The following is a 13,749-nucleotide window of genomic DNA, read 5'->3' on the forward strand; positions in this document are numbered from 1 at the left end:
CTAGGCGATCAATCACTCCCCTCGTTGAGTTGTATTTCAACTTCCTTGATGCTTTCCAATACTGCATCAAAGGATGGAACCTCCCCGAATATCATGCCGGACATCGCCGTATAGTCGCGACGCAAATCAGCGATCATGGGTTCCGTAGGCGTCAGAGCAAACGTGCCGGGGTCGGCCGTACTCAAGCCAAGGTCGGGGCTGTTGAAAAACATCCGGGCATGGCGGACGCAATCGCGTCCGAGTTCGGGATTGGCCAGCGCGACCTTCCCTGTGCCTGATTTCAGTAACTGATACACGTCATAATAATGGCGGGAAACCCGCTGACCGCCACCGCGCAATGCGCCGCGCCGGTCGAACCAATTCCGCAGGCCGTGTAGGATGATGATTTTATCCCAGAATGTCCGTTCGGCATCCACAGTCACGATATTGGGAACGGTTAGGTCAAGCGCAGACACATCATCCGCGACATAAGGGCGAATGGCTTGGCTGCTGTTCGGGTCGAGCGCTGACTTTGCCCCGGACTCAATCTTGATCGCCGGACGAATATACCCATCGGTTTTCGCAAGTACGCTCGGATACCAAAGCAATAGACTTTGCCGACTTGCATCGTCGAGATCGAGTTCCACCTTTGGCGGCTGGTCGATTTGTGTGCGTTCTAGGGTGTCCCGGAAATAAGTGGCGAGCTGTTCCATGAACGCTCCGCCGATATAGGTCTGACAGGCATCCTTGATTGCATCAAGCTTGGCTTGTCGCTTCTTGCCGCTCAATGCCTCCAAGGCTTCCACGCTTGCCGTTTCGCCAATATCCTCACGGAACACGGTAATATCTATGTCCTCGGAGAAGCGTGAAATTAGGCCAAAGGCTTTAGAAAGCGAGGTGCCGCCTTTGAACAGTAGGCGCGGGCCGCCTGTTGGAAGGTGGTTGAAGAGGGCGTCGAGTGTCCAGCAGACCCAGAAATCTTTCTCGATATTCTGCGCAGCGGTTCCTAGCCTTTGGCTAGCGCCTACGAACGCATCGCGTCTGTCATTGGAAGATGCCGCGAGGAATCCATCGAAACCCGCGCTCATCGGATAGCACTTCGAGGTGCTGATATGGCCGCATCCATATTGGGGAGACCGTCGGGCGCTGCAATTAGATCGCGCAGGAAGAATTGCATCCATATCGGCAAGGTGGACAGTCCATCTCGCAAGTCAGCGGTTATGGCAGAACCATGCACCGGATCAGCGAAAATCGATTGTAGCCGTTTTCTGACACGGGGTGCGTCGCTGTCGAGCGTATCACGAAGCCAGTGTAGCGCCTGCACGATGCGCATCGCTGGCCGGCCTGCCCAGAACAATTTGCTTGGTGCGGTCTTTTTGAAATGGATGGTCAGGTTGCCCAGCGCGAGTGATTTGAGCCGCGCATCGGTATGGACAACGATGTGCGCCGGAACCGCGTCGGACAAACCAATGTCATTGGCGGCCGTAATGCCATCGACAATCATTCTCGCAGAATCGCGGCGAGCCAGTGCATCAATGACCGACCGAGGATCAGGATGAGTTGATTTGCCGGTCAGCGCGTTGAGGTTGGGCTTGTCATAGAGGCCGCGTGTAATCCTGCGTATCCTGCCCGCGCGCACCAATCTGTGAAGCACTTGATCCACCGCATCGCGCGGTCCAAGATCGGCGAAGTCGGCGGGCACCCACACACCAAAAGGCGAGCATGTCGCCATTCGGACTGTTATACTATCCTTCAGGTCGATTCCTGGCCCGCGCATGTCGTTTCCTTTTGTCAGGAACGTGTATACATAATTCTGACAAAATCGCAAGTCCCGAACGATGAAAAAGCGGACCGTCATATCGAGCGGCCTTCGTTATCCAATTCCATCGCGTCCAGTCGCTAATGCTGAAACTCTCGATTATCAGGTGTTTTCTGGCCTTGACCTCGATGTGTGCTAGCCAGCTAACACAAAAAAATGCGATTTAGAGCGAAATAGCCAAAACGCCAACACAGTATTTAACACATAGCACAAAAAAGTAACAAATTATTATGCAAAATCAAGTGTTTATATATACAGCGTTCCGTCTCATAACCTGAAGGTCGTAGGTTCAAATCCTACTCCCGCAACCAACAAAAGCCCGCCTTCCCTATGGGATGGCGGGCTTTTTGTTTGTTACGGGCTTTGCGTGTAAGTCGATCGACGGAATGTCCGTCCGCGTTTCGGATAAGGTGCGTACAATCAGAGGGACGATGCCAAGCTGTATTCATCTGGCGAACAATTGCCCCATATCCACGAACGCCTTGAACTCGAGCGCATTGCCCGCGGGGTCGAGAAAGAACATCGTCGATTGTTCGCCCGGCTGCCCGGCAAAGCGCGTCTGCGGTTCGATCACGAACGCGACGCCGTGCGCCACCAGCCGGTCGGCGAGCGCCTGCCACTCGGAAGGGGGCAGGACGACGCCGAAATGCGGCACCGGCACCGCATGGCCATCGACCGGATTATGCCCCGCCACCGCCTCGTGACGATCGACGCGGTGCGCGACGATCTGATGGCCATAGAGGTTGAAATCGATCCAGTCGGCATCGCTGCGCCCCTCGGGGCAGCCGAGCACGCTACCATAGAAATGGCGCGCGGCGTCCAGGTCGTCGACGGGAAAGGCGATGTGAAAAGGGGCAAGGTCGGTCATGACGACTGTTTGCCGCAGGCGCGCGCGGAATACCAGTCCGGGACTTGGGTTGTGCGCCGCAACATGCTAGGCGCGCGACCATGCTGACGATCAACGGAATCACTGTACGCCTTGGCGGGCGCGCCATCCTCGAACGCGCCACCGCGAGCCTGCCGGCCAAAAGCCGCGTCGGGCTGATCGGGCGCAATGGCGCCGGAAAATCGACGCTGATGAAAGTGATGATCGGCCAGCTTGAGGCCGACGAAGGTAGCATCGATATGCCCCGCAAGACGCGCGTCGGCTATATCGCGCAGGAAGCGCCGAGCGGCACCGCGACGCCGTTCGACACCGTACTCGCCGCCGATACCGAGCGGGCCGAACTGCTCGCGGCGTCCGAAACCGAGCAGGATCCCGACAAGCTCGGCGACATCCACGAACGCTTGATCGCGATCGACGCCTACACCGCGCCCGCGCGCGCCGCGCGCATCCTGATCGGGCTCGGCTTCGACGAGGATATGCAGGCCCAGCCGCTCGACAGCTTCTCGGGCGGGTGGAAGATGCGCGTCGCGCTCGCGGCGCTTCTCTTCTCCGAGCCCGATCTGCTGCTGCTCGACGAAGCCTCGAACCACATTCCCCTCCAAGCGAGCCTGTGGCTCGAATATTTCCTCCGCGCCTATCCCGGACAGCTGGTGGTGATCAGCCACGAGCGCGATCTGCTCAACAATGTGGTCGACAACATCCTCCACCTCGAGGGCGGCAAGGTGATGCTCTACGCGGGCGGCTATGACGCGTTCGAGCGCCAGCGCGCCGAACGCGCGGCGCAGCTTGCGGCGGCCAAGGCGTCGCAGGACGCCCAGCGCGCCAAGCTCCAGGACTATGTCGCGCGCAACAGCGCGCGCGCCTCGACGGCGAAGCAGGCGCAGTCGCGCGCCAAGATGCTTGCGCGGATGCAGCCGATCGCGGCGCTCGCCGAGGATCAGACGCTCGCGTTCGATTTTCCGAGCCCCGATGAGCTGAAACCGCCGCTGATCACGCTAGATCTGGCGAGCGTCGGTTATGCCGACAAGCCGGTGCTCCAGCGGCTCAACCTGCGGATCGATCCCGACGACCGCATCGCGCTGCTCGGCCGCAACGGCAACGGCAAGACGACGCTTGCACGCCTGCTCGCCGCGCAGCTGAGCCCCATGGCCGGCGCGATGGCGGCATCGGGCAAGATGCGCGTCGGCTATTTTACCCAATATCAGGTCGAGGAACTCGACGGCAGCGACACCCCGCTCGCGCATATGATGCGGGTGATGGAGGGCAAGACGCAGGGCGCGGTCCGCGCCCAGCTCGGCCGCTTCGGCTTTTCGGGCAACAAGGCGATGACCGAGGTTGCGAAGCTGTCGGGCGGCGAAAAGGCGCGGCTGGCACTCGCGCTGATCACCCGCGACGCGCCGCACCTGCTGATCCTCGACGAACCGACCAACCACCTCGACGTCGATGCGCGTGAGGCACTGGTGCAGGCTCTCAACGGGTTCGACGGCGCTGTGGTTCTGGTCAGCCACGACCGCCACATGCTCGAACTCACCGCCGACCGGCTGGTGCTCGTCGATGACGGTACCGCGCGCGAATATGATGGCAGCATGGACGATTATGTCGACATGATCCTGGGCAAAGGCCCACAAAAGGACCGGGTGTCGAAAGCCGACAAGAAAGAGGATCGCAAGGCCGCCGCGGCGGCGCGCGAGGCCGCGGCGAAGGTTCGCAAGGAGGTGTCCGACGCCGAGGCCGACCTCGCCAAATATCAGGTCATCCTGTCGGCGATCGATCGCGCGATGTTCGACCCGCAGGGCGCCGCGAATGAATATAAAGGCCTGACGATGAGCGAACTGTCGCAACGCCGCGGCAAGATCGTCGCCGCGCAGGAAGCCGCCGAAGCACGTTGGGTGGCGGCGGGCGAGGCTCTGGAGGCGTTCGAGGAGGCCGCGGCATAGCAAGGATCCGAGTACGAACATCCGCCGCCCCCGCGAAGGCGGGGGCTGCTAGAAGTTCACGCAGCCACGCCAGAAAAGGTTGACGACGGCCCGCACCTTCGCGGGGGCGACCGGACTCCTGCATTGACTCACCCACCCCAATCCATCATAATAGTTTCAATTGAAACTAGATGGGAATTGATCATGGCCGACCTGTTCGACAATCCGCTGGGCCTCGACGGTTTTGAATTCGTCGAATTCTCCGCACCCGAAAAGGGTATTCTCGAACCGGTTTTCGAGGCGATGGGCTTCACCCAGATCGCGCATCATCGCTCGAAAGACGTCCAGCTGTGGCGCCAGGGCGGGATCAACTTGATCGCCAACTACGAACCCAAATCGCCTGCCGCCTATTTCGCCGCCGAGCATGGCCCGTCGGCGTGCGGCATGGGCTGGCGCGTCCGCGACGCGGCAAAGGCTTATGCAGAGGCGATCGAACGCGGCGCCGAGCCGGTCGAGACGACTCCCGGCCCCATGGAACTGCGCTTGCCCGCGATCCGCGGCATTGGGGGCTCAATCATCTATCTGATTGACCGTTATGGCGACGACCTGTCGATCTACGACATCGATTTCGTCTATGAAGATGGCGTCGATCGCCACCCGGTGGGCGCCGGGATGCAGCTGATCGATCACCTCACCCACAATGTCTATGGCGGCCGGATGGCGCATTGGGCGGCGTTTTACGAACGCATCGCTGGCTTCCGCGAGATCCGCTATTTCGACATCAAGGGCGAATATACTGGCCTGACGTCGAAGGCGATGACCGCCCCCGACGGCAAAATCCGTATTCCGCTCAACGAAGAAGGCGCCGGCGGCGGCGGCCAGATCGAGGAATATCTGCGCGCCTATAATGGCGAGGGGATCCAGCATATCGCGTTCAGCTGCGACGACCTTTACGCTGCATGGGACAAGCTCAAAGCGCTCGGCAACCCCTTCGCCCCCGCACCGCCCGCGACCTATTACGAAATGCTCGCCGATCGCCTGCCCGGCCATGGCGAGCCGGTCGAGGCGCTGCAATCGCGCGGCATCCTGCTCGACGGCTCGACCGAAGATGGCGACCCGCGCCTGCTGCTCCAGATCTTTGGCCAGACGGTGATCGGTCCGGTCTTCTTCGAATTCATCCAGCGCAAAAAGGATGAAGGGTTCGGCGAGGGCAATTTCACCGCGCTGTTCAAATCGATGGAGATGGACCAGATCCGCCGCGGTGCGCTCAGCGTCACGGAACCCGCCGAATGACCAGCCCGATCAAGCTCGGCGGCGTCCATCATGCCGCCTATCGCTGCAAGGACGCGAAGCAGACGGTCGACTGGTACGAGCGCATGCTCGGCATGACCTACACCACCGCCTTTGCAGAGGATCATGTGCCGTCGACTGGCGAGTACGACCCGTACATGCACGTCTTCCTCGACGCGGGGAACGGTAACATCCTGGCGTTCTTCGAGCTGCCGAAACAGCCCGTCATGGGGCGCGACGAGAATACCCCGGCGTGGGTCCAGCATCTCGCGTTCAAGGTCGGTAGCACTGACGAGCTGGTCGCGGCAAAGGCACATCTGGAAAGCGAAGGCGTCGACGTGCTCGGCCCGACGCACCACGGCATCTTCAAATCGATCTATTTCTTCGACCCCAACGGCCACCGCGTCGAACTGGCGTGCGACATCGGCACCGCTGAGCAATATGCCGAACTCAAGCGCGTCGCGCCGCTGATGCTCGAAGAATGGAGCCAGACCAAAAAGGCGCCGCGTCACGCCGATTGGCTACACACCGCCGCGAACGAATAAGCCGGGTCAGAACTTCCGCGAAAAGCTGACCAGATCGGCGTCGGGATCGCCGTCGCCGCAGATCAGTCCGCGCAGCATCTGCGCCGCCATCATCGAAAAGGTGATGCCGTTGCCGCCAAAGCCCATCGCGGCATAGCAGTTGGGCATGCGCGGGATCCGCCCGATCGTCGGCGTACCCGTTTTGCTGTCGCCAAAGCTGCCCGCCCACGCATGCACCGGCGTCGCGTCGATCATCGGCAGCAGCGCGCCAAGCTTGCGCGAAAGGGTCGCGGTCTTGGCGGCGATCTTGGCGTCGCGCTCGTCCGCATCGCTGATCTCCTCATCCTCGCCGCCGCAGATCACTTCGCCCGCCGGGGTGGTGCGGATGTACAGATAGGGATCGGCAGCCTCCCAGATCATCGCCGCCGTCGGCCAGATCGCGCGCGGCTGCGGCTTGGTCGCGATCGACCAGCTGGAAATGATCCTGTTCCCCATGCGCGGCACCCCCTTCATCATCTCATAGCCCGTCGCGACGACCAGATACCGCGCCTTGATTTCGCGGCCGTCGACGCTCTGGAGCGTCACGCCGCTCTCGCCGGGCGCCACCTCGCAAATATCGACCGGGCTATAGACCCGCGCCCCGCGCCCGATCGCGACATTCAGATAGCCCGCGGCGAGCTGGCGCGGATCGGCCGAATAATTGCCGAATCCGATGATCGCGTGCCGCCCCTTGATGCCATAGCGATCGAGCACCGCCGCGGGTTTCAACAGCTCGATCTCGAACCCTGCGCGCCGCCGTGCATCGGCCTCGCGCGCCAGACCCTCGGCATCCAGCACATTGCCGTGGAGATAGATCGACCCGCGCGTCGCAGCGTCGACCTTCAGCCCCAGACGTTCGGTCCGCTCGCGCAGCGCGTCGACCGACTGGCGCGACCGTCGCCACAAGCGCTCGGCGCGGTCGCGGCCGATCTGCTCGGACAGCAGCGAGAGGGGGGTGTCGATTTCATATTGCAGCATCGCGGTCGAGGCCGCGGTCGATCCGTCGAGCGGGCCGCGGCGATCGACGACGACGACCTGCAAGCCCGCCTCCGACAACGTTTCGGCGATGAGCCCCCCCGAGATCCCGGCGCCGATGATGGCGACATCGCAGCTGATATTACGGGTCAGGGGCTGGGTCGGAACGGTCGGGCGCCGCCGCGCCGACCAGATCGACTGGCCACCACGCAGATCGCGGTGGTGGGTGAGCGACGCCTGGTTCGCGCGCGGGGGGGGCTTCGTCATGGGGTGCTCCGTGCCGCAGCCGACGCGACACGCTCCTAATTCCCCACCTGCTGTCAGGTTGCACGGCGCCTCGCTTTAGCGGCGCTGAATGCTCTCCATCGTCGCGGAGCTGCAGGCATCGGCAGTCTTTTCGCCGTCACCCGACAGCAGGCCCAGGACGAGGAATCCGCCGATGACCAGCGCGACAAAGGCGGTCGTCACCATCCCGAGATATTTCTCGATAAACGCCTTGATTGGCGCGCCGAACAGGCGGAACAGCACGCCGACCGCCATGAAGATCATCCCGCGGCCAATGATGCTCGCGCCGACGAAGGTCGCCAGATCCATGCCGGTGAAGCCCGCGGTCAGCGTCATCAGCTTGAAGGGGATCGGGGTCGCTCCGGCAATGATGATCGCCTCGGCGTCATATTGGTTGAGGTAACATACCGCGACCGGGAATTTTTCGACCAGCCCCAGCGCGCCGAGCAGCCAGAGGCCGATGCTCTCGTACAGGAAATAGCCGATCGCATAGCCGAACAGCCCGCCGAGCACCGACCCAAGGGTGCAAATGGCAGCAAAGCGCACCGCACGCTTCGGTTCGGCGAGGCACATCAGCCCCAGCACCGGGTGCGGGGGAATCGGGAAAAAGCTCGATTCGACAAAGGCGATCGCAAATAGCCACCACTGCGCATGGCGATGCGCCGCCTTGGCGATCGTCCAGTTATACAGGCGCGCGAGCAGGCTTTTTGCCGTCGGGCGCGCGGTCGGATCGATATGGATGGCCATGTGCTGCCGATCAGTGACGGAAGTGGCGCATGCCGGTGAACACCATCGCCAGTCCCGCATCGTTCGCGGCCGCGATCACTTCATCGTCGCGGATCGATCCGCCCGGCTGGATGACGCACGTCGCGCCCGCCTCGACCGCCGCCAGCAGCCCGTCGGCGAAGGGGAAGAAAGCGTCGCTCGCCACCGCACTGCCGACCGTGCGCGGCTGCGCCCAGCCATGCGATTCGGCCGCTTCGCTCGCCTTCACCGCGGCGATACGTGCGCTGTCGCGGCGGTTCATCTGCCCCGCGCCGATGCCCGCGGTGGAGCCGCCCTTGGCATAAACGATCGCGTTCGACTTCACATGCTTGGCGATCGTCCACGCGAATAGCGCGTCGGCCAGCTCCTCCTCGGTCGGCGCGCGGTCGGTCACGATCTTCAGGTCGGCGCGCGTGATGCGGCCATTGTCGCGGCTCTGCGCGAGCCAGCCCCCGGCGATCGTCTTCATCATCAGTCCGCCCCGCGTCGGATCGGGCAGTTCGCCGGTCAGCAGCAGGCGCAAATTCTTCTTCTTCGCAAACACCGCGCGCGCATCGGCGTCGGCGTCGGGGGCGCAGACGACCTCGGTAAAGATGCCGCTGATCGCCTCGGCGGTGGCGCCATCGAGCGGCCGGTTGACCGCGATGATGCCGCCAAATGCCGAAACATCGTCGCACTTGAGCGCCGCGTCATAGGCCTCGGCGATCGTCGCCGCGGTGGCGACGCCGCACGGATTGGCGTGCTTGACGATGACGCAGGTCGGATCGGCCTCGCGAAATTCGGCGACGAGTTCGAGCGCGGCGTCGGCGTCGTTGATATTGTTGTAGCTCAGCTCCTTGCCCTGCACCTGTTCGGCCTGCGCGATGCCGCGCGAGGCCGGACCGGCGGGCAAGTACAGTGCTGCTTGCTGGTGCGGATTCTCGCCATAGCGCAGTTCGTTCGCCAGCTTTGCGGTCAGCGGCAACGTGTCGGGGAACAGCTTGCCTTGATCGGCAAAGGCGAACCAGCTTGCGATCATCCCGTCATAGGTCGCGGTGTGGGCAAAGGCCGTCGCGGCAAGGCGCTTGCGCAGCGCCAATGTCGTCGCGCCGCCGTTCGCGTCCATTTCGGCCATCACCGCCGCATAATCCTCGGGCTCGGTGACAATGTTCACAAAGGCATGGTTCTTCGCCGCCGAGCGCACCATCGCCGGGCCGCCGATGTCGATATTTTCGATGATCGTATCGCGATCGGCGCCCGACAGCATCGTCTGCAAAAAGGGGTAAAGGTTGACCACGACCAGGTCGATCACCCCGATACCATGTTCGTCCATCGAAGCGACATGCGCCGCGTCGTCGCGCACTGCCAGGATGCCGCCATGGACGGTGGGGTGCAAAGTCTTGACGCGCCCGTCCATCATCTCGGGAAAGCCGGTCAGGTCGGCGACGTCGAGCACCGTGTGTCCCGCATCGCGCAGCGCCTTCGCGGTCCCGCCAGTCGATACGAGTTCGACACCATGGCGGACAAGCGCGGCCGCGAGATCGGCGAGCCCCGCCTTGTCGCTGACGGACAAAAGCGCGCGGCGGACGGGGACAAGATCGGTCATGGGGAGGGCGGCCTTTGAAGACAGGAAAGACGCGGTCCCCCTAGGCGGGTAGGCCAGTTATCGCAAGCGTTGCGCCATAAAAATGCCGTGTCCCCGCGAAGGAGCATCGGGGCGGATTGTCTCCCAGACAATCCTTGAACATGCGGGCATGTTCAACCCGATATTGATCCAACATCCGCCCGTTCAATACGGTGCCGACCGGAGAACGGCTCTCGCCGTCGCGGAAGTACGCGGTTTTTACATCGCCGAAGACTAAAGCCCCAGCGCCGCCGCGATCATATCCCAGCGCACCAGCTTGAAATTCTGCGCCTTGGGCGCGTTGTCGCCATCCTGCGCCAGAAACATGCCATCGGGATAGGCCGGACCGAAATTTCCCGCGACGGCTTCGATCCCGTCGGTTTCACTCGTCGCGCCGAACGCGCCCGCGGTCACCGCAAAGCGTCCGACATATTCGACCGACGGCAACCGGAACACGGCGTAGGCATTGTCACCCTGGCTCGATGCGATCAGGTACCGTTGACCCTTGTGATCGATCGTCGCCAGCCCTTCGAGGTCGGCGACAAGCCGCTGGTTGTCGATCGGCGCGACCAGCCGCACCGCGGCGCCCTTGCCGTTCTGCTTCAATTCCCAGAGCCCGCCGATTTCTTCGCCAACATACAGCGTGTCGCCGTCGAAGACGCAGCCTTCGGACTGGGTCGCAATCTTATGCTCCCATTGGACGGTGAAGCTAGGAGTTCCATCGATCGCCAGCGTGCCGACGCGCACCGTGCCGTCCTTGACGATCAGCGCCGCGGTGATCGGCGCCCCCGGGGCGTTCTTTTTCAGGCACAGGCCATAGGCCTCGCCGCTGCCCGCCGCCGCGCGGCCGAGCGCGGTGAGCGCGGGTTTGGCGCCGTCGAGGCGATAGACGGCCAGATGCGCGTTCAGCTCATCGTTACGGTCGCTCGCGACGACGATATCGCCAAAGATGTCGACATTGTTAACCAGCCCGCTCTTCAGAAACGCCAGATCCTTGCCTTTCAGGTCATAGACGTGCAGCCCGGCTTTCTTGTCGGTCGCGACGATCAGTGCGCGGCCCGGATTGGCGGGATCGACCCAAATTGCCGGATCGTCGGCGGCGTCGGCGCGGTTGGTGCCGACCGGCTGAGTTTCGCCGTTTGCCGCCACCTGCACCGGCGGCAGGCCAGTGATCATCGGTTCGCTCGCGGCGCACCCGGCGAGCGCCGCGGCGGCGACGCAGGTTCCCAGCCATTTCGACATCCGGATCATCGCCATTTCCCTTATTCTATTTGCCCGTCGCGACGCAGCGGCCGCCGTCGGGGCCGACCTCGTCCTGACAAGTGCGGGCTGCGATCGTCGGCTCGCTGATCTCGCTCAACCGATTGCCCGCAGCGGTGCGCTCAAGGGCGAAGCCATCGTATAAGCTGCCCGTCGCGGTAAAGGTGCGAAATTTCAGCCGTCGCGGTTCGACATCGACGATCTGGTAGAGCTCGGTCGCCTCGGCAATCTTGTCGGGCTGGCTGCCCGCACGGTCGTTGAGCCGGTACATTTTCGACCCCGTTACCGACACCAGATAGACCGGCCCCTGCACGCTGCCGTCGGCACGCGCCCTGGCACCTGCCTCGCGCCCGGCTTCGGACGTCAGGCGGCTGTAGCAATGATCATGGCCCTGGAGCACCAGATCGACCTTGCGCTTGTCGAGCACCGGCTTCCACGCCGCCTTGATTTCGGCGGTGTCATTGGGCCGTGCGCAGGTGAAGACCGGCTGATGGAACAGGACGACATTCCAGTTCGCCTTGCTCGATGCCAGCGTCGCGTCGAGCCAGTCGGTCTGCTGTTTCATCGAACCCAGGTCGATCGCCGCGGTACCGTCGAGGATAATGAAGCGCACCCCCTGATAATCAACATAATAGGTCGTCGCCTTCACCGGATCGACGCCATTGGCGGGCAGCGCGAACTGTGCGGGCCAATAGGGGCCAAGCCGGCGGCTCTCGGTTCCATCGGGCAGGATATGGTCGGCATATTCATGGTTGCCGGTCGCCGGCACCTGCGGGACGATCGCGTAGTTATAACCGCCTGCTTCATTCCATTCGCCCCATTCGTCGTCATGGTCCAGGTCATCGCGCTGGCCGACCAGATCCCCCGCATGGACCACAAGGCGGATGTCGCCATTGGCGTGAAAGGCCTGCCGGATCACCCGGCTGGCGTAGGTCAATATCCCGTTCTGGATGTCGCCCAGATAGAGGAAGCGAAAGGGCTTTGCCTCCGCGGCGGCGGTGCGGAATTGATGCCATTCGCTCCAGCCCGCGGCGCCCTTGAGGCGATAGGCATAGACGGTGTCGGGGGTGAGGCCGGTGAACCGGACCTGATGGTACAGCGCTGGACCATAGCTGCTGTCCACCGGCATCGATGTGCCGGTGATCAATACCGCCTTTTCTTCCAGTGTTGGCCCGTCGACCGACACCGCGATCTGGGCCTGGGACTCGGCCTGCGCGGTGTCGGTGCGATAGGCGACCGCCATGTCCCGCGCCGGGTCGGCACCCGGCGTCAGGACGATGCGGTCGGGAAGATTTTTGGGCGCGTAGGGAAGACCGGCGGAGCGGGGGATGGGCTGACCATCCTCCGTCTGCGTGACGATGGCGAACCCCGTTGTTGGCGGCGCTGCCGCCGCTGGTACCGCTACCAACAGGGAAGCCGCCAGCGACAGCATCGCGGCCGATGCTCGACCCGGAAAGTCGATAATCATCATCAGAAGCTGGCAGTGACGCCGAACTTCGCCGTCCAGCTGTATTTTTCATATTGCAGGATGCGCTTGGCACCAGCGAAGTCCTGATAGGCGAAATAGGGCGCGTCGGTGACATTGACCCATTCGGCAAACAGGCGGACGCCCTTGGTCACGCGCACCTTGGCAGACAGGTCGAGCTGGAAATGCTGATCGACGATGCGATCCTCTTCGGCGCTGCCGCCCAGCTCGTCGAGATATTTATCGCGGTACGTGCCTGCGGCGCGCAGCGACAGCGGCCCCTTTTCATAGCCCAGCACCGCATTGAACGTGTGCTTCGATGCCGAGGGCAGCGTAATGCGGCGCGGATCGGTTAGGTTGTCGCCGTCGAACACCGTCCCCTTGGCATCGGTATAGGTATAGTTGGCGTTGATCAGCAGGCCGTCGAAGGGTGACGGCAGCGACGCAAACCTGTGCGAGAAGGACAGCTCTAGGCCCTTCACCTTCGCGGTTTCGCCGTTCACGAAGGTGGTCGCTTCTTCATAATCGACACCGAACACGCTGCCCGGATCGGGGTCGTTCAACGTGACGATGAAATCCTTGATCGACTTCCAGAACACCCCGGCGGTCAGCGCCGAATTATTGCCGAAATACCATTCGGCCGAGGCATCGATGTTCCACGCGCTGTAGGGGCGCAGGTTGGGGTTGCCGAATTCGGCTTCGTCATCTTCGTTGACCAGCACGCGCGGCGCCAGGTTGGACAGTTTGGGACGCACCAGGCTCTTATAACCCGCCAGACGCAGCACGGTATTTTGCGCCGGTTCGTAACGCAGCGTCAGGCTGGGCAGCCAGTCGGTGTAGCTGCGCGTGACGCGGTTGGGGGTGACGAACACATCGTCGCCGTCGGTCTGGGTGACAAAGGCGCGAATGTCGTTGCGGGGGGGGGGGCGCCGCCCCCCCCCCC

At 62.7% G+C, this 13,749-nt stretch carries 12 protein-coding genes; 3 read left to right on the forward strand and 9 right to left on the reverse strand.

Annotated features, from left to right (window positions below; genetic code table 11):
* Positions 1–8: 8 nt before the first annotated feature.
* The 3 genes from K0M74_RS01725 to K0M74_RS01735 form a co-directional block, all read right to left on the reverse strand.
* A complete protein-coding gene (locus K0M74_RS01725; RefSeq protein ID WP_293967262.1) occupies positions 9–1,067 on the reverse strand; it encodes a nucleotidyl transferase AbiEii/AbiGii toxin family protein in 1,059 nt (352 codons plus the stop codon).
* Positions 1,064–1,837 carry a DUF6088 family protein gene (locus K0M74_RS01730; RefSeq protein WP_293967264.1) on the reverse strand — a complete coding sequence of 258 codons (774 nt, stop codon included), beginning with the start codon at positions 1,835–1,837 and terminating at the stop codon, positions 1,064–1,066. The genes K0M74_RS01725 and K0M74_RS01730 overlap by 4 nt, the downstream gene beginning before the upstream one ends.
* A gap of 406 nt (positions 1,838–2,243) precedes the next feature.
* Entirely contained in the window at positions 2,244–2,666 is a 423-nt protein-coding gene (locus K0M74_RS01735; protein ID WP_293967266.1) for a VOC family protein, read from the reverse strand.
* Between the two features lie 80 nt (positions 2,667–2,746).
* Between K0M74_RS01735 and K0M74_RS01740 the strand changes: the two genes are divergently transcribed.
* From K0M74_RS01740 to K0M74_RS01750, 3 genes are all read left to right on the forward strand, one after another.
* Positions 2,747–4,621, forward strand: a complete 1,875-nt coding sequence (locus K0M74_RS01740) for an ABC-F family ATP-binding cassette domain-containing protein (RefSeq protein ID WP_293967268.1) — start codon at positions 2,747–2,749, stop codon at positions 4,619–4,621.
* A gap of 183 nt (positions 4,622–4,804) precedes the next feature.
* Positions 4,805–5,893: a 4-hydroxyphenylpyruvate dioxygenase gene (hppD, locus tag K0M74_RS01745; protein ID WP_293967270.1), complete on the forward strand. Its 1,089-nt coding sequence runs from the start codon at positions 4,805–4,807 to the stop codon at positions 5,891–5,893.
* On the forward strand, positions 5,890–6,435 hold the full coding sequence (locus K0M74_RS01750) for a VOC family protein (protein WP_293967272.1): 546 nt from the start codon (positions 5,890–5,892) through the stop codon (positions 6,433–6,435). The genes hppD and K0M74_RS01750 overlap by 4 nt, the downstream gene beginning before the upstream one ends.
* A gap of 6 nt (positions 6,436–6,441) precedes the next feature.
* Here the strand turns inward: K0M74_RS01750 and K0M74_RS01755 are convergent, their stop codons facing one another.
* The 6 genes from K0M74_RS01755 to K0M74_RS01780 all read right to left on the reverse strand — a co-directional run.
* Positions 6,442–7,695 (reverse strand): FAD-binding oxidoreductase, encoded by a 1,254-nt coding sequence (locus K0M74_RS01755; RefSeq protein ID WP_293967274.1) that lies wholly within the window; start codon positions 7,693–7,695, stop codon positions 6,442–6,444.
* A 75-nt stretch (positions 7,696–7,770) separates the two neighbouring features.
* Positions 7,771–8,415, reverse strand: coding sequence for a YqaA family protein (locus K0M74_RS01760; protein ID WP_293967294.1), 645 nt, complete (start codon positions 8,413–8,415; stop codon positions 7,771–7,773).
* 55 nt (positions 8,416–8,470) lie between these two features.
* Positions 8,471–10,063, reverse strand: coding sequence for a bifunctional phosphoribosylaminoimidazolecarboxamide formyltransferase/IMP cyclohydrolase (gene purH / locus K0M74_RS01765; RefSeq protein ID WP_293967276.1), 1,593 nt, complete (start codon positions 10,061–10,063; stop codon positions 8,471–8,473).
* 252 nt (positions 10,064–10,315) lie between these two features.
* A complete protein-coding gene (locus K0M74_RS01770; RefSeq protein WP_366932623.1) occupies positions 10,316–11,332 on the reverse strand; it encodes a phytase in 1,017 nt (338 codons plus the stop codon).
* A 16-nt stretch (positions 11,333–11,348) separates the two neighbouring features.
* The gene (locus K0M74_RS01775) at positions 11,349–12,812 is read right to left on the reverse strand and encodes a metallophosphoesterase family protein (RefSeq protein WP_293967280.1); all 1,464 of its coding nucleotides are present in this window, start codon (positions 12,810–12,812) and stop codon (positions 11,349–11,351) included.
* Positions 12,812–13,749: TonB-dependent receptor (locus K0M74_RS01780; protein ID WP_293967282.1), on the reverse strand; the 938-nt coding region annotated here is incomplete at its 5' end. The genes K0M74_RS01780 and K0M74_RS01775, both read right to left, overlap by 1 nt.

The organism is Sphingopyxis sp., from assembly GCF_019459305.1.
Lineage (GTDB): Bacteria > Pseudomonadota > Alphaproteobacteria > Sphingomonadales > Sphingomonadaceae > Sphingopyxis.